The sequence below is a fragment of the Dyadobacter chenhuakuii genome, from assembly GCF_023821985.2.
Lineage (GTDB): Bacteria > Bacteroidota > Bacteroidia > Cytophagales > Spirosomataceae > Dyadobacter > Dyadobacter chenhuakuii.
The window spans coordinates 3,009,135-3,031,397 of sequence record NZ_CP098805.1 but is presented as its reverse complement, the minus strand read 5'-3'; the positions used below and the strand labels follow the sequence as shown (position 1 = coordinate 3,031,397).

At 45.9% G+C, this 22,263-nt stretch carries 17 protein-coding genes; 8 read left to right on the top strand and 9 right to left on the bottom strand.

The features are described from left to right. Positions 1–114: 114 nt before the first annotated feature. Positions 115–1,215, top strand: coding sequence for a carboxypeptidase-like regulatory domain-containing protein (locus tag NFI80_RS12525; protein WP_235162867.1), 1,101 nt, complete (start codon positions 115–117; stop codon positions 1,213–1,215). Between the two features lies 1 nt (position 1,216). On the opposite strand, the gene NFI80_RS12520 is transcribed toward NFI80_RS12525, so the two are convergent. Further along, a complete protein-coding gene (locus tag NFI80_RS12520; protein WP_235162868.1) occupies positions 1,217–2,770 on the bottom strand; it encodes an FG-GAP repeat domain-containing protein in 1,554 nt (517 codons plus the stop codon). A 233-nt stretch (positions 2,771–3,003) separates the two neighbouring features. Here NFI80_RS12520 and NFI80_RS12515 point away from each other — a divergent pair, with 233 nt between their 5' ends. From NFI80_RS12515 to NFI80_RS12505, 3 genes are all read left to right on the top strand, one after another. Next, positions 3,004–6,249: a SusC/RagA family TonB-linked outer membrane protein gene (locus NFI80_RS12515; RefSeq protein WP_374759195.1), complete on the top strand. Its 3,246-nt coding sequence runs from the start codon at positions 3,004–3,006 to the stop codon at positions 6,247–6,249. A 66-nt stretch (positions 6,250–6,315) separates the two neighbouring features. After that, positions 6,316–8,061 (top strand): RagB/SusD family nutrient uptake outer membrane protein, encoded by a 1,746-nt coding sequence (locus NFI80_RS12510; protein WP_235162869.1) that lies wholly within the window; start codon positions 6,316–6,318, stop codon positions 8,059–8,061. A 92-nt stretch (positions 8,062–8,153) separates the two neighbouring features. Then, positions 8,154–11,723 carry a CRTAC1 family protein gene (locus tag NFI80_RS12505; RefSeq protein ID WP_235162870.1) on the top strand — a complete coding sequence of 1,190 codons (3,570 nt, stop codon included), beginning with the start codon at positions 8,154–8,156 and terminating at the stop codon, positions 11,721–11,723. A gap of 53 nt (positions 11,724–11,776) precedes the next feature. On the opposite strand, the gene NFI80_RS12500 is transcribed toward NFI80_RS12505, so the two are convergent. From NFI80_RS12500 to NFI80_RS12480, 5 genes are all read right to left on the bottom strand, one after another. Further along, positions 11,777–12,181 carry an Hsp20/alpha crystallin family protein gene (locus NFI80_RS12500; protein WP_235162871.1) on the bottom strand — a complete coding sequence of 135 codons (405 nt, stop codon included), beginning with the start codon at positions 12,179–12,181 and terminating at the stop codon, positions 11,777–11,779. A gap of 104 nt (positions 12,182–12,285) precedes the next feature. Next, the gene (locus tag NFI80_RS12495; RefSeq protein ID WP_235162872.1) at positions 12,286–12,519 is read right to left on the bottom strand and encodes a hypothetical protein; all 234 of its coding nucleotides are present in this window, start codon (positions 12,517–12,519) and stop codon (positions 12,286–12,288) included. 2 nt (positions 12,520–12,521) lie between these two features. Beyond that, positions 12,522–12,782, bottom strand: coding sequence for a hypothetical protein (locus NFI80_RS12490; RefSeq protein WP_235162873.1), 261 nt, complete (start codon positions 12,780–12,782; stop codon positions 12,522–12,524). 128 nt (positions 12,783–12,910) lie between these two features. Continuing rightward, positions 12,911–13,279, bottom strand: a complete 369-nt coding sequence (locus NFI80_RS12485; protein WP_235162874.1) for a poly-gamma-glutamate biosynthesis protein PgsC/CapC — start codon at positions 13,277–13,279, stop codon at positions 12,911–12,913. An 11-nt stretch (positions 13,280–13,290) separates the two neighbouring features. Next, on the bottom strand, positions 13,291–13,839 hold the full coding sequence (locus NFI80_RS12480) for an RNA polymerase sigma factor (RefSeq protein WP_026630812.1): 549 nt from the start codon (positions 13,837–13,839) through the stop codon (positions 13,291–13,293). Positions 13,840–14,255: 416 nt separating this feature from the next. On the opposite strand from NFI80_RS12480, the gene NFI80_RS12475 reads away from it, so the two are divergent. Then, positions 14,256–14,621, top strand: a complete 366-nt coding sequence (locus tag NFI80_RS12475) for a T9SS type A sorting domain-containing protein (protein ID WP_026630813.1) — start codon at positions 14,256–14,258, stop codon at positions 14,619–14,621. Between the two features lie 76 nt (positions 14,622–14,697). On the opposite strand, the gene NFI80_RS12470 is transcribed toward NFI80_RS12475, so the two are convergent. The 3 genes from NFI80_RS12470 to NFI80_RS12460 form a co-directional block, all read right to left on the bottom strand. Continuing rightward, entirely contained in the window at positions 14,698–15,735 is a 1,038-nt protein-coding gene (locus tag NFI80_RS12470) for a Gfo/Idh/MocA family oxidoreductase (RefSeq protein ID WP_235162875.1), read from the bottom strand. Positions 15,736–15,798: 63 nt separating this feature from the next. Next, a complete protein-coding gene (locus NFI80_RS12465; protein WP_235162876.1) occupies positions 15,799–17,892 on the bottom strand; it encodes a pyrroloquinoline quinone-dependent dehydrogenase in 2,094 nt (697 codons plus the stop codon). Positions 17,893–17,905: 13 nt separating this feature from the next. After that, on the bottom strand, positions 17,906–18,859 hold the full coding sequence (locus tag NFI80_RS12460; RefSeq protein WP_235162877.1) for a sugar phosphate isomerase/epimerase family protein: 954 nt from the start codon (positions 18,857–18,859) through the stop codon (positions 17,906–17,908). Between the two features lie 354 nt (positions 18,860–19,213). Between NFI80_RS12460 and NFI80_RS12455 the strand changes: the two genes are divergently transcribed. Genes NFI80_RS12455 through NFI80_RS12445 form a run of 3 tightly spaced genes read left to right on the top strand, consistent with a single transcriptional unit; the run spans position 19,214 to position 22,252 of the window. Beyond that, positions 19,214–20,500 (top strand): Gfo/Idh/MocA family protein, encoded by a 1,287-nt coding sequence (locus NFI80_RS12455; protein ID WP_235162878.1) that lies wholly within the window; start codon positions 19,214–19,216, stop codon positions 20,498–20,500. Positions 20,501–20,556: 56 nt separating this feature from the next. Then, a complete protein-coding gene (gene tsaE, locus NFI80_RS12450) occupies positions 20,557–20,988 on the top strand; it encodes a tRNA (adenosine(37)-N6)-threonylcarbamoyltransferase complex ATPase subunit type 1 TsaE (protein WP_254414145.1) in 432 nt (143 codons plus the stop codon). A 37-nt stretch (positions 20,989–21,025) separates the two neighbouring features. Further along, on the top strand, positions 21,026–22,252 hold the full coding sequence (locus NFI80_RS12445) for an alanine dehydrogenase (RefSeq protein WP_233795670.1): 1,227 nt from the start codon (positions 21,026–21,028) through the stop codon (positions 22,250–22,252). Positions 22,253–22,263: the final 11 nt, after the last annotated feature.

The following is a 22,263-nucleotide window of genomic DNA, read 5'->3' as shown; positions in this document are numbered from 1 at the left end:
CAAACAGCGCGCCTGTATGCGTCCGTCGTTTTATATTTGAAGTAAAAGTGCCGGATTCTGACAACGCTCGTGATTAATAATTTGCTTAAACCTAATGCCTTATATCGTTTTTGGTTGACGTTCGTCATCGCCGTTTTCAGTCTGTGCCAGGTATATGCGCAGCAAGGCGGAATGGTTACGCTTACTGGAAAGGTGACCGACGAGAAAACGGGTAAGCCACTTCCGTTTGCCAACGTTTTTATTAATAATTCCACCATAGGAACGAATGCGGACGAGAATGGCAATTACCGGCTGACGAATTTGTCCATTGGTAATCTTGAAATGGCAGTGTCGTTTTTGGGTTATGAAACTGTGAAACAAACATTGCGGTTTGAGCAGCCGGGCGTGAAGACTGTCCTTTTTAAGCTGAGGGAAGGAATGGAGCTGCAAGGCGTTACGGTTTATGCTAAAAAGAATAAAAAACGCGAGCGGAACTTGAAAATTATCACCCGCGAACTGCTCGGAAACAGCCGTTTTAGCAAGCAATGCAGGATTGTTAACCCGCAGGTTTTGCGGATTTCCGAGGACGATGACAAGCATTTAACTGCGCAAACGACCAAGCCGCTGATCATTGAAAACCTTGCATTAGGTTACCGCATTCATCAGGATCTGGACGATTTTGATTATTTCAACGGAAAGCTATTCTATGGTGGCAGCACGAGATTTGAGCTGCTGGTGCCGAAAGACAGCATACAGAAAAAACAATGGCGAACTAACCAAAAGATCGCTTACCAGGGCTCTGTGAAGCATTTATTGTCGAGTATGGTGTCGGACAGTTTGCAGGAGGAAGGTTTCAAAGTATATCAGGCAATTCCCGATTCCATGCGCAGGTTCAACACGGTGCGGACGCAAAATGGCTACAACACCATTGCCAATCATTTGCATAACCGCATTGAGCAGATCCGCGGGATGCGGCTCATCCGGCCCGGAGAGTTGGTAACCGAGCGGCTGGTGGTGTCGGGCACGCAGTTAGAAGTTTTTTATATGAAGAAAAAGGGAAGATCGCCTTATTCGGACATGCCATATGCTTACACACAAATCACACTGCCTCAGGGATATATGGTCATTACGCCTTCGGGATGGGTTTCTATTCCCATGGGATTTGAGATTGCGGGCGACCTGGGTAACGATCGTTTCTCATCCCTGCTGCCAGCAGACTGGAAAAGAGACGATTAGCCTATTGCAATTTTGCAGACAGTGTTTTGTTTTCAAGCAGCACATAAGGGATATGCACATTCCAGGTTGGTTTCGAGCTTTCCTGATTCAAAAAACCTTTTGAAAAATTTCCCAAAACAATGTCGTCGTCTCCATCGCCGTCGTAGTCTTCGACATCCATACAGATCCAGCGGCCATGCGTATGCACGGGCACGGCGTGCGGTTTGAAATTCGGTTGCTGCTTAGGCGCTGCATCGGTTTGTTCAAAATACAAAAAGCCTTCCTGCGGCTTCTTCTGAAAATCCGCGAAAAAGGCAATGGTCGCAATGTCCATGTCGCCGTCCTGATCAAAATCTGACGCCACGGCTTTTGTGCAGCCATTAATAGGATAAAAATAGCTTTGCCTGAATGTCAGGTTTCCTGTGTTTTCAAAAATATAAAGGCCGTGGTAAGGTTTCAAAACCCTCGAAAAGTCGCTGTTATCACCAGCTGTGTAAACAATGTCCGGCTCGCCGTCTTGCGTGACATCAATGAGCTGAAAGCTGCTAGAACCATATACAGAAGGAAACCGAAGCACATTCTTTTCAATAAATCCTCCTTTCTGGTCATTCATAAAAACCCAGATCCCTTCGTCTGCATGTGCAAAAAGCGTCATGATATCAGGCCAGCCATCACTATTCAGGTCACGTATATAGCTTTGCGTTGCCCCCGGCATTTCCCTTACCACCACTTTCTCAAACTTACTGCCGGAAGTTGGCTTGTCCGCAAGCTGTTTCAGGATGTATAGGCCGCCTCTGTTATGGCCGAATGCACAGACCAGGTAGTCTTGTAATCCGTCTTTGTTGTAATCTATGGGTTGGCTCTGGATCGGCCGGATGAGGTCCTGCGATATCATTTCGGGTTGGGTGCCGCGTTTTTTATCCAAAGTGAATATTTGGCCCTTAGTAATGTCCAGGGCACGCATGCCGCCCATGCATGTGATCGCCATTTCTGGGTTTTTTAGCGTCGGAAAACAAATGTCGATGGCGGAGGAGGGAAGCGTGGTGAGCAGCTTGCGTTGTTCCAGGCGGTCGGAAGTATACAGGCCCGGGTTTTCCAGGTCGCTGGTGTAGAGGCGTTGCCTGGACGAATCGATTGCAACTAATAATGTGCTGCTTACGGCAGATAATTCAATTTTTGGCTGCTTCAATGTAAATACGGCCCAGTCCTGCGTGTGTTTGTAACCGTTAGGAACTTGCAATGTGTCCGGAGCGAGGGTTTGATAATAATGTACAAGTTTCGTCCAGTCCGCGGAGGAGAGCGCAGATTGTTGGCTATGCAGGTAAATGTTTCCTTCCAGGACCTCAATACCAAGCTGCTCCGCCATAGCTGGCAACACATTATTTGTCCACGTTGATTTGTCCAGAAGAGCCGGATCGGGCACCTGGTGACAGTTTGAGCAATATTTTCCAGCGAGTGCTTTTCCCTCGGCAACCGACTCCCCGGAGCCTTCCGTTCCGCATGACAGGTTACTAAGGCAAAGGCAAATAGAAATCTGGAAAAAGTAATATTGAAGCCATGGGATCTTCCTTAGCATTCTGAGAAAGTAGGTTGTAGCGTGGAAATACTAAGATTGTACAATATGCGGCTTAACGATTTTGTGTGCGTTTGCGTAAATAAACACTCAAAAGTCGGTTATCTATGACATTATTTTATCTCTTTATAATACTATTATTTCACTGCAAGAAAATATTAATCTAAAACGGCCAATTATTTGTGGAAATAATCATAGATTTGACTGCTTAATAATTATTAACCTAACCGAGTATTATGAAAAGAATCTACAAGATCTCCGGCAGGGGCATCTTCTTCTCCTTCATGCTAAGTTTCGCAGCAATTGTTGCATTCGCACAAGAACGTAAGGTAACAGGAAAGATCACCGACCTCGCCGGAACAGGCATCCCAGGGGCCACGGTTGTCGTGAAAGGAACCCAATCAGGAACGAACACCAACACGGATGGTGACTTTTCTATCAACGTTGGTAACAACACCACATTAGTCATCAGCTTTGTGGGTTACAAGACGAAAGAGGTGAGTGTGGGAAATCAAAGTGTCATCAACATTCAGATGGACGATGATATTTCGGCACTAGAGGAGGTTATCGTAACGGGTTACACCATCGATAGCAGAAGAGAAACAACAGGTGCGGTTTCAACAGTTAAGTCAAAAGATTTAACAGCAACCCCATCTGGTAACGTTGAACAGCAATTACAAGGCCGCGTTGCGGGTGTGACTGTCATTACAAACGGTCAGCCGGGAACAACCAGCCAGATCCGCGTAAGGGGTTTTGGTGCTTTCGGTGGTAACGAGCCATTGTACGTTGTGGACGGGGTGCCAACAGGATCAACCGATTTTCTTAACCCTGATGACATTGAAACAACGACTGTACTGAAAGATGCAGCGGCTGCTTCTATTTACGGAGCACGTGCAGCGAACGGTGTAATCGTTTACACAACCAAAAAGGGAACTAAGAAAGCTAAGAAACTGAGCATTACATATGATGGACTTTTCGGGGTAACTACTCCTGGAAAAGGACAGACTATGCTTACGCCACAGGAGCAGGCAGACTGGACATGGCAGGCGATCAGAAATGACGCATTCCAGGGTGACTCACTTCCTAAATTTACAAACGTTGCCAGCGGTCAATATGGCTCAGGCGATAAGCCGGTTTTGCCAGACTACATTAACGTAGGCGGAAAAACAGGTGTAATTGGTGAAGTGGATCTCGCAGCTGAAAAGTTGAAATACAATGTGGATCCAAACCGTGGTTCTATCTATCAGGTGGTTAAAGCTAACAAGCAAGGAACAGACTGGTATGATGCGATCACAAGAAACGCACCTTTGCAGAGACATTCACTTGGATTTTCAGGTGGTGGCGACAACAACCGTTTCTATGCTGGTTTCAGCGTTCAGGATCAGAAAGGGATCATGATTAACAATGGTTTCAAGCGTTATGCTTTCCGTGTTAATACTGAATTTGATGTGCTTAAAAACCTGAGAATCGGTCAGAATGCACAGTTTACTTACCTGCAAGTATTAGGTCAGGATGGTGGATCGGGCGGACAAGGTGTTGCAGCGAATGAAAATGACATTCTTTTTGCATTCCGTATGCCTTCGATCATTCCGGTTTACGATGAGTTTGGCGGATATGCAGGAACATCTTCAAAAGGTTTCAACAACCCGCAAAACCCGGTTGCACGCAGGGATGGTCTTAAAAACAATGCAGGTTTCGCCGGTAACGGTTTTGGTAACTTCTACATTGAACTGGATGTAGTTCCTGGTTTGACATTGCGTTCAAGCGTTGGGGCTCAATATTCCAATTATGCCAACAGAGGTTTCAGCAGATTACAATATGAAAACTCTGAAAACAACTCTGCATTCGGTTACAATGAAGGTTCGGGACACCGTTTCAGCTGGACATTGACAAACACGGCCAACTTCAAGAAAACTTTCGGATTGCATAATCTGGACGTGATCATTGGTCAGGAAGCATTGAACACAGGCGTGGGGAAAAATCAGAATTCATCTGGTCTGAATCCATTCTCGACGGATATCAACTACATTAACATGAATAACGTTGGTTCCAAGCAAGTTTTCAGTGATTACTATAAAGGAGTTAACTTCTACTCACTGTTTGCCCGTGCCAACTACACATTCAATGACCGGTATATCCTGACAGGGGTTGTTCGTCGCGATGGTTCTTCCCGTTTCGGAGAAAACAACCGTTATGGTGTGTTCCCTGCGTTTTCGGCAGCATGGAGAATTTCTTCGGAAAACTTCATGAAAAGCGTTCCTTTTGTTACAGAGCTTAAACTTAGAGGAGGTTACGGTTTGATGGGTAACTCTAACAACGTGGATCCAAACAACCAGTACAGCTTATTCGGTGCAAGCCTTGGCCAGTCATCTTATGACTTGAACGGAACCAATTCAAGCGCATTAGAAGGTTATTACAGAACGCGGATTGGTAACAAAAGCGCGAAATGGGAAACCAGTATCACTAAAAACATTGGTATCGACGGAACATTCCTGAAAGGCAAGCTGGATGTGATCATTGACTTGTGGCAGAAAGATACCAAGGACCTTTTGTTCCAGGTTCCGATCACTGCAACAGCTGGTTACGATGCTGCTGCGCCTTCTGTTAACGTTGGTAAAATGTCAAACAAAGGAATTGACTTGCAGATCATTAACCGTGGCCGTATAACTAACGACCTTGGTTATGAAGTGAATTTCACTGCCGGTATTCTTAAAAACAAGATCGAATCGCTTGCGCCAGGTATCAATTACCTGACAGTTAACCCTGATTTCCGTGGTATCAAGCCAATCAGAAACCAGATCGGTTATGCAATCTCTTCTTTCTACGGATACAAAGTGATGGGTCTTTTCAAAGACAAAGCAGAAGTTGACGGCGCACCAGCTCAGGATGGCAAAGGCCCTGGCCGTTTCCGTTATGAGGATATCAACAATGACGGTGTGATCAATGCGGATGACAGAACTTACCTGGGAAGCCCGGTTCCTAAGTTCACAGGCGGTATCAACCTGAAATTGACTTACAAAGGATTTGACGTTGAAACTTACATGTATACTTCTGTTGGTAACAAAATCTTCAACCTTTCTAAATGGTTTACAGATTTCTACCCATCATTTACAGGAGCGGCAGTTAGTGACCGCGTAAAAGGTTCATGGTTACCAAATGCTACGAACACAGATACGCCGATCTTTGAAAGCACTTCCAATTTCAGTACAAACACGCAGTCAAACTCATTCTATGTTGAGGACGGAACATTCTTCCGTATGCAGAATATCACACTTGGCTACACATTGCCAGGCAACATATTGAGCAAACTTCGCATGTCTAAATTGCGCGTATTCGCTTCAACGAACAACTTGTTCACGCTGACGAAATACAAAGGACTTGATCCGGGTGTTGGTGGAAATGCTGATACAAACTTCGGTATCGACGTAGGTAACTATCCGATCACAAGAAGCTACACATTGGGTATCAATTTAGGTTTCTAAAATCGAAGAAACAAAAGCCATATTTCAAAACATCGGTTTAGACAGATCTTGATAAAAATGAATAAAATGAAAAACAATATTTCAAAAAAAGGTGGACTGGCACTTTTATTAGTGATCATGCTGGTCGGATACTCCTGTAAAGAAAGTTTCCTGACAATTCCGGCAACAGGACAGCTGGATGAAGGGCAGCTTTCAACCAAAAAGGGGATTGAGGGTGTGCTTGTATCGGTATATGGACAGCTTAACGGACGTGCAAACCGTATGGCCAGCGCCAGTAACTGGGTGTGGGGCAGTATTCGCGGAGGTGATGCCAACAAAGGAACTGACCCTGGGGATTTCAGTGATATCAACCCAATCCAACGCTTTGAGTATCAGACTACACAAGGTGTAATTTTGGATAAATGGAAAGGAAACTACGAAGGTGTAGCCCGTGCAAACTTGGTTATCAAGCTGCTGGGTGTTGCACAGGAGGATGTTACAGAAGCCGATAAGAAAAGAATCGGTGGTGAAGCCCGCTTCCTGAGAAGCCACTACTATTTCGAGCTGAAAAGAGGATTCAACAATGTTCCTTTTGTAGATGAAACAAAGGACTACGGAACAGGCATTGAATCAGTTCCTAACACAGTAGAGATCTGGCCATTGATCGAAGCAGATATGAAATTTGCTTATGAAAACCTGCCGGAAACACAAGGTGCAGCTGGTCGCGCTAACAAATGGGCGGCTGCGGCTTATCTTGCGAAAATCTACATGTATCAGAAGAAGTTTACCGAAGCAAAGGCGCTTTATGACCTGATCATTGCCAACGGTAAAACAACCAATGGTAAAAAATACGCTTTGGTACCAAAATTCCAGGACGCATTCAAAGCAGCTAATGACAACAATTCTGAGTCGGTTTTCGCGATCCAGGCTGCTGCCAACACAGGAAGTGTAAACAATGCAAACCCGGAATTTGACCTTAACTGGCCTTACAACACAGGTCCTAACGGTCCGGGTAACTGCTGTTCTTTCTTCCAGCCAAGCTTTGAGCTGGGTAACTCTTTCCGTACAGATGCAAGCGGACTTCCTTATCTGGACGGTTCTTACAACACGGCAGGCAAAGAGCTGAAAACAGATATGGGTTTGAAATCGTCTGACGCTTTCACGCCGGATGCAGGTCCTGTTGACCCACGTCTGGACCACTCTATCGGCCGTCGCGGTCTTCCTTTCCTTGACTGGATCGATCACCCGGGTAATGACTGGATCCGTAACCAGCCAAATGCAGGTCCTTATACGCCTAAAAAATATGCGTATTACAAATCTGACATCGGTTCTTTGCAGGATAACAGCTCATGGACACCAGGTTACACAGCGATCAACGTCAACATTATCCGTTATGCCGACGTCCTTTTGATGGCAGCAGAAGCTGAGATCGAAGTGGGATCATTGGAAAAAGCGAGAGAATATGTGAACCTTGTCCGTACACGTGCTGCTAACCCAGAAAGTTTTGTAAAACGTGCCAATGGCGCAGTTGCTGCTAACTACGTGATCAATACTTACAAAGCGCCTTTCGCAAGCAAAGATGCAGCCCGCACAGCAGTTCGTTTCGAAAGAAAACTTGAACTTTCCGGCGAAGGCCACCGCTTCTTCGACCTTGTACGTTGGGAAATCGCTGATTCAGCAATCAATGCTTACCTTACTTACGAAGGCAAAAAGTTGAGCGGCGCACTGGGCGGAACGAAATTTACATCGAAGAAAAATGAATTCCTGCCAGTTCCTCAGGAGCAGATTGACTTGCTTGGTAAAGACGTTCTGGTGCAGAATCCAGGTTATTAATATTTTAAGAATTGCTTAATAAAAGGAGGTGGTATTTGTTTACCATCTCCTTTTATTAATTTCGAGATGTTCCCCACTTTTGTTTTTTTCAGATGAAGTCCATTTTACCCCCAAAACATTTCTTAATTCTACTTGTAGTTGCTGCACTGCTTGCATCATGCAATAAGAAACAGAAAACATTTACCCTGCTTGACAGCGATGAAACGGGCATTCAGTTTTCCAATCGGATTGCGGAAAACGATACGATGAACATTCTTTCGTTCGAATATGTGTACAATGGCGGGGGCGTAGCTTTGGGCGACTTTAACAATGACAGCCTCCCGGATGTGTATTTTACCGGAAACTCGGTTGAAAACAAATTGTATCTGAACAAAGGTGATTTCAAGTTTGAGGACGTCACCCGGAAGGCGGGAGTGGAAGCTAAGAACAAATGGTCCACAGGCGTGGCATTGATCGATATCAATGCAGACAACCTGCTGGATATTTATGTTTGTGCGTCAGTAAGGAAGGTCGCAAAGGAGCGCGAAAATTTGCTTTATGTAAACCAGGGGCTGGATAAGGATGGCACGCCGGTTTTCAAAGAGATGGGCAGGGAATATGGAGTTGCCGACACTACACACACCACCAACGCTGCTTTTCTGGACTACGACAATGATGGCGATCTGGATCTCTTTCTGCTCGTTAACGAGATGGACGACAACACTTTTCCCAACAAATATCACAAAAAGATCGTCGACGGGTCATCAAAAAGAACTGACCGGTTATATCGCAATGATTGGGACGAAAAATTAAAACATCCCGTATTTACCAATGTGTCAAAAGAGGCGGGGATCCTCATAGAAGGTTACGGTTTGGGTGTGAATGTGACGGATATAAATCAGGATGGTTACAAGGATATCTATGTTACGAACGACTATCTGACCAATGACCTGCTTTACATTAATAATGGTAACGGAACATTCACAGACAAAGCAGCATCCTCATTCAAGCACACTTCTCATTCAGCGATGGGCAATGATGTGGCTGACATTAACAATGACGGTTTGGTAGATCTGGTCGCCGTGGACATGATGCCAGCCACCAACCGCAGGAAGAAAATGATGACGCCCGCGAACAGCTATGTCACTTACCAGAACAATGAGCTTTTTGGTTACCAGTACCAGGTGGCAAGAAACACATTGCAGCTTAATTTGGGATCGGTGGATGGCAAAAGCAAAAGTCCCGTTTTCAGCGAAATAGGTTTGCTGAGCGGCGTGGCTGAAACGGATTGGAGCTGGACGCCCATGGTTACGGACTTCGATAACGACGGCATGCGGGACATGATCATTACCAATGGTTTTCCCAAAGACATTACCGACCTCGACTTCATCGCTTACCGGAACGAAGTGTCGAGCGTGATGGAGCCTATGATGATGCTGGATTACATTCCGACTATCAAGATTGCCAATTTTGCATTTAAAAATAAAGGAAACCTCGGTTTCCAGGATGTCTCAGAGCAATGGGGCCTCGAAACAGAAAGCTTCTCCAATGGTGCCGCCTATGCCGATCTTGATAATGACGGTGACCTAGATTTCGTGGTAAACAACATCAATGATTCCGCATTTGTTTACCGGAACAACAGCATTCAGACTAAGCCCGAAGAGAGCAATTACTTACGGATTGCATTCAAAGGAGCGCGTTATAACAAAGCAGGAATCGGCGCGATTGCAGAGATTATGTATGCAGATACGGTGCGCCAGATTTCTGAGAATTCACCTTACCGCGGTTACTTGTCAACAATTGAGCCATATGTACATTTTGGCCTTGGTACAACCAGAAAGGTAGACCACGTAAAAGTGACCTGGCCAGGTGGTAAGTCACAGATCATGAAGGATGTAAAAGCGAATCAGGTGCTTACATTCAGTGAAGCCGATGCGAAGAATATCATCGAATCACATCAGAACGAAAACTCTGAAACCTCGCTTTTTACAGACATTACATCCAAGATAAACCTTCCATACAGGCACCAGGAAACCGATGTTATTGATTTTAATATACAAAAACTGCTTCCGCACAAAATGTCACAATTCGGCCCGGCTTTGGCTGCTGGTGATGTGAATGGGGATGGTTTGGACGATATATTTATTGGCGGTCCGATGAACTTCAAGGGCCGCTTCCTGTTGCAGCAAACAAATGGAAAATTCCAGGTTACGGATCTACTTCCCGGCCTGGAAGGTGTAACGAAAGACACAGAAGACATGGGCGTTCTGCTTTTTGACGCGGATAATGATAAAGATCTCGACCTGTGCGTGGTTAGCGGAAGCTATGAAATACGGGCAGGCACGCCGGGCCTTAAAACGCTGCTTTATACCAATGATGGCAAAGGCAAATTCAGCCTTGATACAGCCGCTCTGCCGCAGTTCCTCGTGAATGGTTCTTGCATAAAGGCAGTCGATTATGACAAAGATGGCGACCTGGACCTTTTTATCGGCGGCCGCGTGGAGTCTGGGGCATATCCAAAGCCCGTTTCAAGTCACATTCTGCGCAATGATTCACAAAGCAGCACCGTGAAATTTTCGGATGCAACCAAGGCTGTCATTCCGGATCTTGTCAACATTGGTTTGGTATGCGACGCATTATGGACTGATTATGACAATGATGGCTGGGTGGACCTGGTCGTTGCGGGAGAATGGATGCCGGTAACTTTCTTTAAAAATAACAAAGGCAAATTTGCAAAAGCCGCATCCGGACTGGAAGACAAGAAAGGCTGGTGGGGAAGCCTTACGGCAGGAGATTTTGATAACGACGGTGATATGGATTACATCGCCGGGAATTTAGGGACCAATTCACTGGCGCGTGCTTCCGAGAAACAACCGGTGAGCATGTATGCGAAAGATTTCAACAATGACGGCTATTTTGATGCCATACCAACCGTTTACTATCGCGCAGACGACAAGACTTACAAAGAGTTTCCCTATAATACGAGGGATGATATGGGCAAGCAGATCATTCAGGTGCGCCAGCGTTTTCAGGAATACAACAAGTTTGCCCAGGTAAGCCTGCCCGACATATTAAAACCCGAAGAGCTTAAAGACGCCCTGCATGTGAGCGCCACGTGGATGAAAAGCAGTTATATAGAAAATCTTGGAAATGGTAAATTCGCAGTCCGCGAGCTCCCAGTCCAGGCACAGGTCGCACCGATTTTCGGCATGATCGCCGATGATTTTGATCAGGACGGAAACCTGGATGTGCTGCTTACCGGCAATGATTACGGGTCGGAAGTTTCGGTAGGGCGGTACGACGCGTTTTACGGGTTGGTCCTGAAAGGGGATGGGAAGGGCAATTTCAAGCCATTGAACCTGGCGCAAGGCGGTTATGCTGCCATGGGCAATGCAAAAGGGTTAGTGAAATTAGCATCCTCAGGCAATAACTGGATCGCAGCCACCTCACAAAACAAAGATTCGTTGTGTTTCCACCAGCTACGCAAAGAGACTAAAAAGCACACGCTTATGCCGAATGAAACGACGGTGCTATTGAAACTAAAAGGCGGAAAAACCAGGAGAGAGGAGCTGGGATACGGTTCATCATTCCTGTCGCAATCCTCGCATACTTTATTCTTACCCGCCTACGCCGAGCAAGCAACCGCCATCGACTCCAAAGGAAATAAGCGGACATTGAAATAACCAAAAAAGGCCTCTGCATTTCGGCAGAGGCCTTTTTTGTCAACACCTATTAATTAGCTGATGCTAATTTCCTGTGCCGGTTTCTCCGATCCGGGAATGATCGGCAGGTTCAAATGGAGAATTCCATTGTTGTACTCAGCCACAATGTTGTCTGAATCTACTGTTTCATCAATCACAAACGACCGCTCGAAAGAAGTTTTGCTGAATTCATGGCGGATCCAGTTCCGGTTGTCCTCTCTTTCGTGGTTTGATGTATAGGCAACGGTCAACTCGTGCCCTTTGATGCTGATCTTAAAATCCTCCTTCGCCCTGTCCGGTGCAAACACCATCAGTTCATAGTTCGTATCGTTTTTTACGATGTTAACCGGCACGCGATAGTTATGGCTGCCGCCAAATTGTTTTCCTGAATATTCATGGCGCATTCCCTGCCCACGGTGTCCAAATCTGTTATTGCACATTTTGTTTTGAATTTAATGTTGAAAAATTGCTTACGCATGCTGGGCCCCCTAAATCCTCCAAAAGGGGACTTTCAAGAGTAATGTAAAAGTCCCCTTCAGGGGATTTAGGGGCTAACTGCACCGGACGGCTCCCGCGATGAATTTTCTTTCATCCGATCTTCACCCCGATAAGAATGACTATCGCCGCAGTCCCTTTGTCCGTAATGTGGCCCTCCTTCACGGCTCCATCCGGAGCCCCATTGGCGGTGATGGAAGCGGTTTCCTATTGTGAAATTTAAACTCGCTGCTGTGATAAGCGCTATGCTTATCCCCAGCAGCATTCTTGTACTTTTTTTCATGGCTAAATATTTTTTGGATGCTGATAAAATGGATCTCTTAACCCTTCTTTTCCTTCATAAAAACGGGGGCTATCAGGGCCGCCGAAATACGGATCATAATGTCGCCATCTGTGATATCCGCGGCGCCTGCCTGCAAACAGCCGGAAAATGAGGCCGATGAAAAGGAAAAAGAAAAGTGCTTTGAAAAGCAGGAACGGGATCAGGAATAGGATAATCCCTCCCAGGATGCCGCCGGCAACAGTTTTAAGAATTTGATTAAACATGGCTTTTTAGATTTAAAATGAATAGCATACAAATGGTGTACATCATCGCAGACGGCTGATTAGAAAAATTACTTTAATGATTTTTGAAAAAATAAAAAACCCAGCTTTATGGGCTGGGTTTGTAGTATCTATTCATTTTCGGGCGGCTTGCCGCAGCGCCTTCGCATCTCTTGTTTAAATTTTTTCCGGTCTTCATCCGTCATATCCATCCATTTATTCCGCCACGACCTGAATCCCGGTCCGCCTTCATTTTGGAAGTTTTCGCGGAAACCAGGCTTTCGCCACCGGCCCGGTCCGCCGCCAAAATTGCCAAACAAAATCCTGCACAATACGATCAACCCAACGGCCTGCCAGTAGGAGATCGGATTGGTATTCAAAACCTCGGGCAAAATGGCATTCCACAACCAACGCACAATCGCGCCCAGCAGGAGCGCAGCAGCAAACCCGAAAACGGGAAACATCCAAAAGCGCTTCTTGTATGTATGTCGCTGATTCATGATAGACAAATTTAATAATTTACAAATTCCTGATATACGCTTTCCAGTCTTCGTCGCAAATGCTGGACAGCATAACGTTTCCTGGAAATTAGTGTTTTGATATTCTCTCCCGTGCGGTCTGAAATTTCCTGAAAAGTCTGATCCTCCAGTTCATTCCAAACAAACACTTGCCGCTGGTTTTCGGGAAGCTCGGCCAGAGCGATGCCCAGTTGCTCCCAGAAAAGCTCTCGCATATAAACCGTTTCGGGTGTGCCGTCATCGGCTAGCAGGATGTCTTTGAAATAGAACTCACCTTCCTCGTCCTCGTAGCCGTAATCTTCCAGCGAATCCGGTTTTTGTTTCCGGTATTTATCAATGATACGGTTGCGCGCCACGCGATACAACCAGCTGCCGATCTGCTCAATGGCTTCAATCTCAGGGACACTGCTTAGCTGAAACCAAACATCCTGCAAAATATCCTCAGCATCCTCATCGGTATTCACCCGTTGCCGGATAAACCCCATTAGCTGCTTACTATAAGACGCAACGGTTTGAATGATATTTGGCCTTTTCTCCGACAAAGTGAAGATTGAAAATTGGTATTAACAGTGCAGACGGATAGCAAACGAAAATACTTTAAATCCGGCGGTATATTATGTGTTTGTTAACCGCAATTCTTTATGAATGGTTATTATTAAAAAAGTGCAAAAATGGTTGCGCTTAGCGTCATCTTAGCGTCCATCAAATTTTAAACTACTTGTTGCACTTTTGCCATAAACATAGGATTATTCTAATAAGATTAGATAACAACGAAAAGAACTTTAACCAACTGAATATTTGCTTCTTGCATTCTATTCATAATGTTATCTACATTTACATCATCAAACAGCACAGCATATCGGTGCAACGGAAGTTTGAGATTGAATTGGAATATAGAGTTGGTTTAATATCTGAAAAGTACAAAAGTAAACTCAATCAAAACATTAACATTAGAAACATGAAAAAGACAATTTTGACGATCGCAGTTCTGTTGGGAGTATCAGCTGCTAATCTTACCATCGCCGCAGACAAAAACAAAGAAAATAACGCTTCTATTGAACTGGTTTCAAACAGCGAATTGAAATTCAAACTTACGCTTGACAGCGTGAAAGAAAGATCTTCATTGGTTATCAAAGATTTCAACGGAGACATCGTTTACAGCACAGTTCTTCCAAAATCTGAGAACTACTCAAAAATCTTCGATCTATCGAACCTTGCTGACGGAAATTACAGCTTCATCGTGAACAACGGTGGTGAAACTTCTGCAAAGCCATTCGTAATCGCAACGGAAACAAAACGTCTGGTAACAGCAGTTGTTAAATAACTCAACGGACCTTCCTGCAAAAAAGGCTGCCACAGAAATGTGACAGCCTTTCGTTTTTTTTAATCCAAATCAAACATTAATAAGTCATCACCTGCTTCTCGCGGCTGCTTTGGAAAGCCAGGTCGATCACGCGCGTTGTGCGTAGGATTTCTTCTGGTTTCACAGCCAGCTCCGCGCCGTTTACGATCGCGTCATACACATTCTGATAAAACGGCGCATAATCACCCGCTTCACTTTCGATGATGCCTGTAAACGCTTCGCTGGATAATTTTCCCCAGCGATTTTCCGGCTCAACGCCCCACGGTGTTTCCGTAGGTAAAATATTCTTCCTTAATGTCTCTTCCTGCGGGTCCAGGCCGCCTTTGATGAATGATCCTTTCGTCCCGTGCAGGTTATAGCGCAGGAAATTTTCATAAACCATGAGGCTCGATTTTACGATCACCAGCTTATCCGCATAGCCCAGCCGCACGTCAAAGTAATCATCAATCTCGCTGTTAGGCCTTACCGAACGGATTTCGGCCGTTACTGTCAGCGGCTCACCGAACAGCACCAAAGCCTGATCAATCAAATGCGGTCCCAGGTTATAAAGGTTGCCACCCACCGGAACGCTTTTCTCTTTCCAGGATTCGGTCGGAACAACCGGGCGGAAACGGTCGTAGCGACATTCATACTCAACAATGTCGCCTAATTTATCTTCTGCAATCAGTTTTTTAATGGTTAAGAAATCCGAATCCCAGCGGCGGTTTTGGTAAGCCGTCAGGATCAATCCTTTCTCTTTGGCCACCGCAACGAGCTGGCGTGCTTCTTCCTCCGTTGCCGCAAATGGCTTTTCGATCACCACATGTTTGCCATTTTCCAAAGCGTCCATTGCGTAAGGGAAATGCGTATCATTAGGCGTGCATATGAAGACAAGATCAATGGATTCGTCGCTCAAAAGCTCCTCAACAGACCGCGCATTGCCAATGTTCGGATCGAATTCCTGCGCCTCGTTCTTACTTCTTTCGACAACGGTCTTGATCTTGAAATTCGGATTGGTGCTAAGAAAAGGGGAATGAAAGTAACGCCCGGACAACCCAAAGCCAATCAACCCAACATTAAGAATTCGTGAAGCCATAATTTTATTTTTAGACAATAATAACAAAGGTAACTTTTGAAGGGAAATGGGCAAGAGCCAGGTTTATGGCAATGCAAACGCTACATATTGATCGCCCGACCTCGTATTCAGCTTACCGCCTCCGCAGGCTATGACGAGGAATTGTTTGCCTTTCACTGAATAGGTGCTGGCTGAGGCGTAGCCGGCGGCGGGTAATGTGGCAGTCCAGAGGATTTTTCCGGTTGCTTTGTCGAATGCTCTGATCTTTTCGTCGCGGCTGGCGGCGATGAAGATCAGGCCGCTCGATGTGACGAGCGGACCGCCGTAATTATCTGTTCCGGTTGGTGGAATTCCTTTGTTTGTCAATGCTTTGTATTCTCCTAGCGGCACCTGCCAGCGGCGTTGGCCTGTATTGAGATCCACGGCGGTAAGCGTTCCCCATGGCGGCTGACTTACGGGATAGCCATTCTTATCATACCAACGATTATAGCCCGTATTATGGTAAGGAACCTGCCCGGTGTTGGTGCTGATGGTCTTTTGTTCCGTATTTTTGTTTTGTAAAAAATCAATGATCAAATTTTTTTCTGCATCCGAAATGTGCGAAAACGAAGGCATCATTCCTTTTCCCTTTTGTAAAATGGCTGTGATGTGTTCTCGGGATAACCGCTTTTCAACATTCACGAGTGAAGGATAAGAACCGTCGTGGTTTCCAGTTTTATCAGCTCCGTGACAGGCAGCGCAATTTAATTGATAAAGTTTGCTGCCGTTAACGGCCTTTTCACTCAGCACTTCCTTTTTCTTCAATGTCGTGTAAACCGGAATTTCCTTTGCCGGAATGTACATGATCCCATCCTGATCAGTCGCCGCGCCGCCCCACTGCGCGCCGCCATCTGTTCCTGGATAAAAAATAGTCATATCGCCGGTGATCGGAATGTAAGCCGTTCCGAAGCGTGCTTTTTTTAACAATCCTTCCAAGGAATCGCGGTCTGCGACAAATGAATTAAAGTCTTTGGCACTGAATGTTTGCCGCGTAAACGGCAGCGGTAAGGTAGGAATGGGCTGTGTTTTGCTGGGTTTTTCGCCTTCCATAGCATCCGTTGGAAAGGCCGTTTCTTTGATAGGAAACAATGGTTTGCCCGTTACGCGGTCGAAAACAAAGATGTAACCCTGCTTAGTGATCTGCACAACGGCGTCGACTTGTTTTCCGTTAATGTTCAGCGTTACCAGATTAGGCGGACACGGCGGATCGCGGTCCCAAATGTCGTGGTGGACGAGCTGGTAATGCCAGAGTCGCCTGCCTGTTGCGGCATCGAGCGCGATGAGGCAATTAGCGAACAAGTTATCGCCGGGCCTGTTGCCGCCCCAGAAATCAAAAGCTGCCGAACCGGTTGGAATATAAACGATGCCGCGTTTCCGGTCAATGGCCATTCCTGCCCAGGCATTGGCGCCACCGAATTGCTGTCTTGCCGGCTGCGCCAACCACGTGTTGTAGCCAAATTCACCTTTGTCCGGAATGGTATGGAATGTCCAGACGAGCTTACCCGTGACGGTATTATAAGCTCGCACGTCGCCCAAAAGTGCCGTTTCGTTCTCGGCAACCCTGCCGCCGACAATGATCAGATTTTTATAAATGGTATTAGGTGTGCTGGATGATATAAAATCATCAGAGCCAGGGCGTTCAATGCCTGTTTTAAGATTGACTTTGCCGTGATCACCGAACGAATCAATGAGCCTTCCGGTGTTTGCATCAAGTGCGTAAAGCCAGTTTGCAGCGCCAAAAAAGATGCGTTTACTTTGATTATCAGACCAGTAAGTTACACCACGGCTCAATGTTCCCGCAACATCCGGCAAATCGCTTTTCCAAATTTCTTTGCCCGTCGCCGCGTCAACCGCAAAAGCCTGGATAGATGCAGAAACGCCATAAAGAATGCCGTTAATAATGATGGGATTGCATTGCATCTGACTGCGGTTTCGCGCTGTATCCGCTCCGCCGGAGGCATATGTCCAAGCAACTTTCAGCTCAGAAACATTATCCTTTGTGATCTGATTAAGCGCAGAATAATGACTTCTTTCGCCGTTTCCGTTGTATTCCGGCCAGTCCGTATCATTTAAATAGGGAGCAATTGCGAAGCCGGTAACAGCCACGAAAATCAGCGAAAACAAGATCAGGCGTTTCATAATGACGGGCTGTTCATGCTTCCTGCCAAAGTTCTTTTGCTCTTTTCAAATCCCGTCGCATGGCATCGAAAACGATCTTTTTATCCACCGTAATTTTATCCGCGCCCTGATCTGCACCGCCCAGAGGATATTCCAGATGCAGGCAGATCGGAACGTCTACTTTATTGTCTTTCAGTAGTTTGAAATAGGTTTTGAAATCCACCATGCCTTCTCCGAGCGGGACGCTTTTGGGTCCCCATTTGCCATTGGTTTTTTCCCACATAAAATCTTTTAAAACAATGGTCTTAATGCTCGGCCTGATGAGATTGAAGCCCGTTTGCCATGAAAGACCACCTTCCAATGTGGCGTGGCGGATGTCATATTGTGCACCCATGCTTTTAGGATCGGCTTTTTGCAGAATTTCCCAGATCTCAAACATGCTCGCGCCTACCAGCCTGCCCGCGTGGTTTTGATAGCAACCCACAAGCCCAAGCTGGTTATTTAACTGGCTTAACCCAGCCATTTTATCCTTATACTGATCCAGAAGTTGCGGAATGGTTTGCTGTTCGTTGTATTTATACCAATTCATGCGGTAATATTTGAAACCCAGCTTAGAAGCCGTTTCCAGCAATTTTTTGTCAACCGGGTTGGTTGCATCTTCCACGGCTGTGCAGAACATTAAGGGCGTAAAACCAGCCTTTTTCATCGCTTCCGCAGCTTTTGGTAAGTCATTTTCCACATTCTCAGGCAAAACATGTCCTTTCGGGCGCACCGTGAGGTCAATGCCATCGAAGCCGAGTTCCTTGGCGGCATCCGCCATATCGCTATAATTCAGGAAGTGCAGGTGTTTGGAAAAAATGTTGATTTTAGGGACTTCTGCTGCTGAATCAGCCTTTGCCGCAAAAGCATTGTCCGCAATGACAGGAGCAATTGCACCAGCTAAAGCACTATTGATGAGAAAATCGCGACGGGAAATGTGTTGGGACATGAGGTTTGAATTTAATTTTCGAATGAAAACGTAATGATCATAAGTTTTGGAAAGTTGTTTTTTACTAGATGATAATCAATTTTCTGTGTCGAGTATTTTCCGTCGATTAAAATCGACGGGAATGATTGAAAGATTCGCCGTTGATTTCAATCAACGGATTTAAAAGGAAGTGGTTTAAAAATCAAAGGCGATAGAATATTGAAAAATCTCGCCGTTGATTTCAATCAACGGATTTAAAAAAAGCGATTGAAAATATTGATAAATTGAATTTGCTATTGATTTCAATCAATGAGATTGGTTAGTAGAAATTTCTTCTTTTTTCTTTGAAATATCAGAACTCAACTTCTAACTGATATGGAAATCAATTCTTTGAATCGCAGGGACTTTCTAAAAGCAGGGGCGGTGCTATCATCATTCATGATCGTTCCAAGGCATGTTTTGGGGAAAGGATATCTGGCGCCGAGCGATAAAATTGCATTAGGATTTATCGGCTGCGGTCGGCAGAGCGGCGGTTTAAGGAATCGTTTTCTGGACACGATGGAAACGCAGATTGTTGCTGCTTCGGATGTGTATGCGGTTAAGCGTGAAGCATTTGTGACCAATGTAAATAAATGGTATGCTGAGAAAGCGGCTCAAAGCAATTATAAGTCAGCTATCGGAATTGAAGATTTTCGCGAGTTGCTTGCCCGTAAAGACATTGATGCTGTGGTAATTGCAGCGCCGGATCACTGGCATGCGTCTATGGCGGTGCGGGCTGCCGAGGCAGGGAAAGATATTTATTGCGAAAAACCGTTATCGCTCACTGTCAGAGAAGGACGTGCTATGGTGGATGCAACCCGCAAGCATAATCGCGTTTTCCAGACAGGAAGCATGCAGCGATCGGCCAAGGAATTTACGCAGGCTGTGCAATTGGTGCAAAGTGGCGCCATTGGCAAAGTGAAGCAGGTTTTCGTCAATGTAGGCGGACCGCCGAAAGCATGGGATTTAAAAGAAGAAACAAAACCCGATGGCCTGAACTGGGATCTCTGGATGGGCCCCAATGCCATGAACCGGCCTTATAACAATGAACTGGCACCCGTCATGACAGCCACATTCTGGCCCAAATGGCGTGATTACATTGAATTTGGCGGCGGCGGCATGACCGACTGGGGCGCACATATGTTTGACATCGCGCAATGGGGATTGGGCATGGATAACAGCGGGCCGGTGGAGCTTGTCTATTCAGAGCCTACAAAAGGATTGGTCTACAAATATGCCAACGGCGCCGAAGTGATCCACCGGCCGATGGAAGGCAAGCAACATTGTCATTTCGTAGGAACAGACGGTGAGGTTTTTGTAGCAAGAGGAGAGCTGCGCACCACGCCCGAAACATTAAAAGAGAAGACCTTTACCAGTGAAAATTCAAAAGTCTACGTCAGTGATAACCATTATAAAGATTTTCTGAATGCGATCCGCACGCGGAAGCCGCCGATCTGTGATGTGGAAGTGGGGCATAGGACCGCTTCTGTCTGCAATATTGGGAACATCGCGTATCGCCTGCAACGTTCATTAACCTGGAATCCAAAAAAGGAAGAATTTAAAAAAGACAAGGAGGCAAACCAACTTCTGGGCCGCGACATGAAGGCCGAGTGGAAGGTTTAACACAACACTCCATGATTTAATGTCACGAGTTTTTCCAAAATGTGTATTTTTGTAGCATGTTTGGAGAGTCTGCCGTTATGCAATTTAGTGAGTTGGAAGAACTGGAAACGGTCTCTGCTGATCTGCTGCATATTGGCAAAGACATTCCCGTATGGCTTTTCGAGGGCCATATGGGCGCCGGCAAGACAACCCTCATCAAAGCGCTCTGCAAAAAGCTGGGCGTTCGCTCACACGTTCAAAGCCCTACATTTTCACTGGTCAACGAATATGACGCCGGTGATAAATTGGTGTATCATTTTGATTTTTACAGGATTAAGGATGAAGTCGAAGCGCTTGATATGGGCGTGGAGGAATATTTCGATTCCGGGCATTTCTGCTTTGTCGAATGGCCGGGGAAAATTGAATCCTTATGGCCATTGCATTATCTGCTGATCCATATGGAAGCGGATGAAAATGGCGTGAGAATGTTAAAGGCAACCCAGGTATAGAGGTCATAATCAATTCGTTTCACATTCACTTTTTTCAATGGCACAACCTCAGATTACCGGTTTCGAAGAGCTTGCCAAGCAGTCGGCGTTGTATCCGCAGGAATCCCTGGTGGCGGTGCGCAAGGATCAGAATTCGCTGCATATTGGCTTGCCGCGTGAAGTTTCTTTGCAGGAAAACCGGATCGCATTGACTCCCGACGCAGTAAAAATCCTCGTTCGAAACGGACATGAAGTGTGGGTTGAAAAGGATGCAGGAAAAGGCGGAAACCTCTCCGACCACGAGTACAGCGAAGCCGGGGCGGTGATCGTGCAAAGTGCCAAGGAAGTTTATCAGGCCAATGTGATCCTGAAAGTGGAGCCGCTGGTGGAAGAAGAGTTCCGTTATATCAAAGCAGGGACAACATTGATTTCGGCAATGAACCTGCCAACGCTGGAAAAGAAATATTTTGAGAAGCTGAATGAGCTGAAAATAACAGGGATCGGTTACGAGCTCATTGAAGATAAAGTAGGAGGGAAGCCCATCATCAGGGCGATGGGCGAGATCGCCGGAAGCACCGTTTTGCTGATCGCTGCTGAATATTTATCCACGCCTAATGGTGGAAGAGGCATCATTCTGGGTGGTATTACAGGCGTTCCGCCAACTAAAATCGTGATCCTGGGAGCCGGAACAGTTGCGGAATATGCCACCCGCGCCGCCATTAGCGTAGGCGCGGATATCAAGGTTTTTGACAAGCATATATATAGGTTACAAAGGTTAAAATACGCGATAGGCCAAAACCTTTATACATCCATCATTGACTCGGACACATTAGCGGAGGCCATCGCCCGCGCTGATGTTGTCATAGGCACGATGCGCGCTGAGAACGGGATCAGCCCATTGGTCGTTACCAAAGAAATGGTTTCCCAGATGAAGCCAGGCTCCGTTATCATTGACGTCAGCATTGACCAGGGCGGGTCTTTCGAAACTTCCCGCATGACCACGCACAAGCACCCGACATTCAAATATAATGATGTGATTCATTACTGCGTGCCCAACATTCCTTCACGTGTGGCGCATACGGCCAGCACGGCGCTTAGCAATGTATTTTTGCCGTTTTTATTGCAAACAGGCACAATTGGCGGCATCGAGGAAATGATTTATGCCAATCGTTGGTTTATGAAAGGAGTGTATTGTCACAAAGGAACATTGACAAATTCACATATCGCAAGGAGTTTTAACATGCGCTATAAAGATTTAACATTGCTGCTGGCAGCCAGAATGTAAGACGTCGGCCG

Excerpts from the sequence above, each read along its gene's own strand:
- NFI80_RS12515 (WP_374759195.1), top strand. The coding sequence starts at position 3,004 with ATGAAAAGAATCTACAAGATCTCCGGCAGGGGCATCTTCTTCTCCTTC.
- NFI80_RS12470 (WP_235162875.1), bottom strand. The coding sequence starts at position 15,735 with ATGGCTTCACGAATTCTTAATGTTGGGTTGATTGGCTTTGGGTTGTCC.
- NFI80_RS12520 (WP_235162868.1), bottom strand. The coding sequence starts at position 2,770 with ATGCTAAGGAAGATCCCATGGCTTCAATATTACTTTTTCCAGATTTCT.
- NFI80_RS12510 (WP_235162869.1), top strand. The coding sequence starts at position 6,316 with ATGAAAAACAATATTTCAAAAAAAGGTGGACTGGCACTTTTATTAGTG.
- NFI80_RS12465 (WP_235162876.1), bottom strand. The coding sequence starts at position 17,892 with ATGAAACGCCTGATCTTGTTTTCGCTGATTTTCGTGGCTGTTACCGGC.
- NFI80_RS12460 (WP_235162877.1), bottom strand. The coding sequence starts at position 18,859 with ATGTCCCAACACATTTCCCGTCGCGATTTTCTCATCAATAGTGCTTTA.
- NFI80_RS12490 (WP_235162873.1), bottom strand. The coding sequence starts at position 12,782 with ATGTTTAATCAAATTCTTAAAACTGTTGCCGGCGGCATCCTGGGAGGG.
- tsaE (WP_254414145.1), top strand. The coding sequence starts at position 20,557 with ATGTTTGGAGAGTCTGCCGTTATGCAATTTAGTGAGTTGGAAGAACTG.
- NFI80_RS12500 (WP_235162871.1), bottom strand. The coding sequence starts at position 12,181 with ATGTGCAATAACAGATTTGGACACCGTGGGCAGGGAATGCGCCATGAA.
- NFI80_RS12475 (WP_026630813.1), top strand. The coding sequence starts at position 14,256 with ATGAAAAAGACAATTTTGACGATCGCAGTTCTGTTGGGAGTATCAGCT.
- NFI80_RS12485 (WP_235162874.1), bottom strand. The coding sequence starts at position 13,279 with ATGAATCAGCGACATACATACAAGAAGCGCTTTTGGATGTTTCCCGTT.
- NFI80_RS12445 (WP_233795670.1), top strand. The coding sequence starts at position 21,026 with ATGGCACAACCTCAGATTACCGGTTTCGAAGAGCTTGCCAAGCAGTCG.
- NFI80_RS12495 (WP_235162872.1), bottom strand. The coding sequence starts at position 12,519 with ATGAAAAAAAGTACAAGAATGCTGCTGGGGATAAGCATAGCGCTTATC.
- NFI80_RS12505 (WP_235162870.1), top strand. The coding sequence starts at position 8,154 with ATGAAGTCCATTTTACCCCCAAAACATTTCTTAATTCTACTTGTAGTT.
- NFI80_RS12455 (WP_235162878.1), top strand. The coding sequence starts at position 19,214 with ATGGAAATCAATTCTTTGAATCGCAGGGACTTTCTAAAAGCAGGGGCG.